Genomic DNA, 3744 nt, shown 5'->3' with positions numbered 1-3744 from the left:
CGCTACTACAACGAACCACAACTGACCGTCGGCAGCCGTTCTCCGCAGACGTTTCTTGCCCCTGCTGCGGCGGAGATCGAAGATGTGGAGGCTACCCAGGCCCGACAAGCTGAGGCGCGACGGCGGGTGGTTCAGGCCCTCAAAATCAACAGCACCGCCAACGACAGCATGCGGCAAAACCTGGAGGGTCTCCTGGCTGAGGTGGAGGCCATCCGCCAAGAGGCAGGTTCTCTGCCCTATGTTTCTGTCCAGTTGCTGTCTCTGCCAACGCAGATCTATCTGCGCCAGCTTTCCCCAGAGGAGTGGGAACCCTTCCAGGCTCGCGTCCGACAAGAGGCCATCCGCGGAGCCACCCCATCTCCTTTGGAAGAGCCTTCTTCGGGGCGACCGGAGCAGCTTCCTCCGGAGCAGCGGGCCAAGCAAGAGCTTGTCGAGGTTTGGCAGCGGGTCTGGTTGGACGGATCGGCCACCCAGATGGCGGCGACGGATCCCTATACCCAGTTGATTGCCCAGGTGGAAGCGGCGCAGCAGCGCTATCGGGCAGCTTTGCCGGCTCTGGAGCAGCTCACCCCCCCTGTTCCGGCCACAGTTCTCAACTTGGCAGATGCGGATTGGCAGCATTTGCAAACCTTGAGCCGGCGGGTCTTGGAGCGCCTGCAGAAGATAGGGATTGTGGATGGCCTGCCCCGCGAAGTTCGCGCCGAAGGGATCCAAGCCCAACTGGACGATTTGATGTTTCCGGGCAATGCTGCCCAACGACAGGAGCTGCAGGCCCTGGTCTATCAGTGGCTGCAGCAGGTGCTCATTCCCAACGTGGAGGTGGATCCCCAGCGCACCGAGCAGCGCATCCGCGCCGAGCTGGAAAAAGTCGAGCCGGTTCTGATCTCGGTTGCCGAGAACCAGGTGATCGTGCGAGCAGATCAGGTCATCACTCCCGAAATTTTTCTCATCTTGGATCACTTTGGGCTTACCCAGCGCGGGATCAACGTCTGGGGCTTGGTGGGGGTGGCCGGCGTGATGGGCCTGGGCCTGGCTGTCTTTGTGCCTCTGCAGCAACGCTTGCGGCCGGGATTGCGCCGCCGGGATCGGGTGTTGATCCTCATAGTTTCCCTGACCGCTCCCCTTTTGGCGGCCTTGTTCAAGCTGGAGTTTAGCTCCCTGCCGGCGGTGGGGCTGTTGCTGGGCAGTTTTTACGGGGCAGGGCTGGGCCTGGTGGTGGTGGTGGGCCAGGCGTTGTTTTTGCCCTTGGTCTCCTCTGCCAACCTGCTCACCCTTGTACCCTTGTTGTCCGGCAGTGTGGTGGCCTCTGCCCTGGCCGGGCGTTCCCGTTCCCGCGAAGAGCTGGCCTTGTTGGGAGGAGGAGCGGCAGCGGTGCAGATGCTGGCCTACGGGGCGGTTAGCTTGGCCACCACCGGTGGCATCGACCTGTTGGCCATGGCTTTGGCAGGGGGAACCAGCTTGGGATGGAGCATTGTTGCCCTGGGAGCCAGCCCCTACCTGGAGCGCCTATTTGACTTAGCCACCCCCATTCGTCTGATCGAGTTGAGCAATCCCAATCGCACGCTGCTGCGGCGGCTGGCTGCAGAGGCCCCCGGCACTTTCCAGCACACTCTGCTTGTGGCCACTTTGGCAGAACGGGCTGCCCAGAAGCTGAACCTCAACGTGGAGCTGGTGCGCACCGGCACTCTTTACCACGACATCGGCAAGATGCTGCAGGCCCGCTACTTCATCGAGAACCAGATGGGCAGCCTCAACCCCCACACCCAACTGGACGATCCCTATCGCAGTGCTCAGATTATCAAGGCCCACGTCAGCGATGGCTTGCGCCTGGCCAAGCAATATAATCTGCCTACCGCCGTCCAGGCGTTTATCCCTGAGCACCAGGGGACGATCCTGATTGCCTATTTCTACCATCAAGCCCAGATGAAAGCCGGGGGTCAGCCCGTACCCGAAGAGCCGTTCCGCTACGATGGCCCGATCCCCCAGAGCAAGGAGACGGGGGTGGTGATGATGGCCGATGCCTGTGAAGCCGCCCTGCGCAGCATGACTCTAAGCGATGGCTTCGGCCCCGATGTGGTCGAGCGGGCAAAAGCTGTTGTCCGCAAAATTGCCCAGGCCCGTTGGCAAGATGGCCAGTTGGTTGATAGTGGGCTGACGCTGGAGGATTTGGAGGTGGTGGCAGACGCTTTCGTGGAGGTCTGGCGGGAATCCAACCACGAGCGCATCCCCTACCCCAGTTTCACCCCTGCCCCCTCGCTGCCTGAGACTGCCTCTGCTCAGGCCCAGATCCCGGTGTTGATGAGCCCCTCTACGGGATCCCCTTAGCCAGGTGACCTCTCCCGTTCGCGTCAGTGAGACGGAGTCCTCAGAAGCTAAGTAGGTGGAGAAAGGTCTAGCCCTGCGGCTCATCGATCAGTACGATAGGGGATCGTTCTGTGGATCCAATGTGAACCAAGGCAGTCCTGGGATCTGCAGCCCTGGGCTGAGAGTCTTTGTTTCATTGTTTTTGGATGGCCTGCTGTTCGCGTCAGCGGGACTGAGTCTTTATGCCTTATGTAGCTCCTGCTTCATCCACCCATCCCCCTGTAGTCCCTCTTCAGATCCCGCCTTTGTCTTGCCCCAGCCCTGTGCAACTTTCGCTGGTCATTCCCACCTACAACGAAGCCTCTAGCATTGGCAGCTTGGTCAGACAATTGTGCGCCCACCTCGACACGATTCTGCCTGGAAGCTATGAGCTGATTGTGGTGGATGACAACAGCCCGGATCACACCGCCAAGTTGGCCCAGGAGCTGCAGGAGGAGTTTCCCCAACTCAGCGTTATCTGCCGGCAGCGGGAACGGGGCCTGGCTACAGCAGTGGTGCGAGGATGGCAGGCTGCCCGCGGAGAGGTGCTGGGGGTTATGGATGGGGATTTGCAGCATCCGCCGGAGATTGTCCTCAAATTGTGGCCGCTCATCCAGAAAGGGGCAGATTTGGTGGTGGGCAGCCGCTATGCACCATCGGGAGGGGTGAGCCACTGGAGCCTGGGCCGGCGCATTGTCTCCCGTGGGGCCCAATGGATCGGGTTGGCTCTGCTGCCAGGGATCTTCAGCCGTGTTTCCGATCCGTTGAGCGGACTGTTTCTGGTCAGACGCCAGTCTATTGCCGGGATCCCGCTCAACCCCAAGGGTTACAAGCTGCTGATCGAGGTGCTGGCGCGGGGCCGGGTGAAAACCATTGCTGAAGTCGGCTACATCTTTCAGGAGCGCCAAAACGGGGAGAGCAAAATCCAACTGCAAACTTGTCTCCAATATCTCCACCACCTGATGGTGCTGCGCTTTTCGCTAGGGCAGGTGGGATCCTTTTTGCGCTTCAGCACGGTTGGCCTATCCGGCACCTTGGTGGACATGGCTTTGCTCTATGTTTTGCACGATCCCACCAACTTAGGATGGGATCTCATAACCAGTAAGCTGGTTGCTTCGGAGGTGGCCATTCTCAATAACTTCCTCTGGAACGACCTGTGGACTTTTCGCCATGTGACCCGCTTGCAGCCGGGGCCCTGGAATCGCCTGCAGCGGTTGGCGAAGTTTAACGTTATCTGCTTAATTGGCTTGGTTCTCAACACTTCACTGGTGACCTTGCTGAGCGAGCGCTTGGGCATTCATTATTTGTTGGCCAACTTAATTGCCATCGGTATTGTTGTATTCTGGAACTTCTACCTCAACTCCAAGCTGAGCTGGAGGAGTGCAGAGGTTAAGTCGGACT

At 59.7% G+C, this 3744-nt stretch carries 2 protein-coding genes; both read left to right on the top strand.

From position 1 onward, the window contains the following. Positions 1-2325 (top strand): HD family phosphohydrolase (locus NW819_RS06210; protein ID WP_414413222.1); only part of this gene is annotated, 2325 nt, incomplete at its 5' end. Between the two features lie 221 nt (positions 2326-2546). Beyond that, the coding region (locus NW819_RS06205; protein ID WP_414413221.1) for a glycosyltransferase at positions 2547-3744 on the top strand (1198 nt) is incomplete at its 3' end.

Origin of the sequence: Synechococcus sp. R8-2 (assembly GCF_047461715.1) — a bacterium.
GTDB lineage: Bacteria > Cyanobacteriota > Cyanobacteriia > Thermostichales > Thermostichaceae > Thermostichus.
Note: the sequence above shows the minus strand (reverse complement) of the source record. Positions and strands in the feature narration are given on the sequence as shown.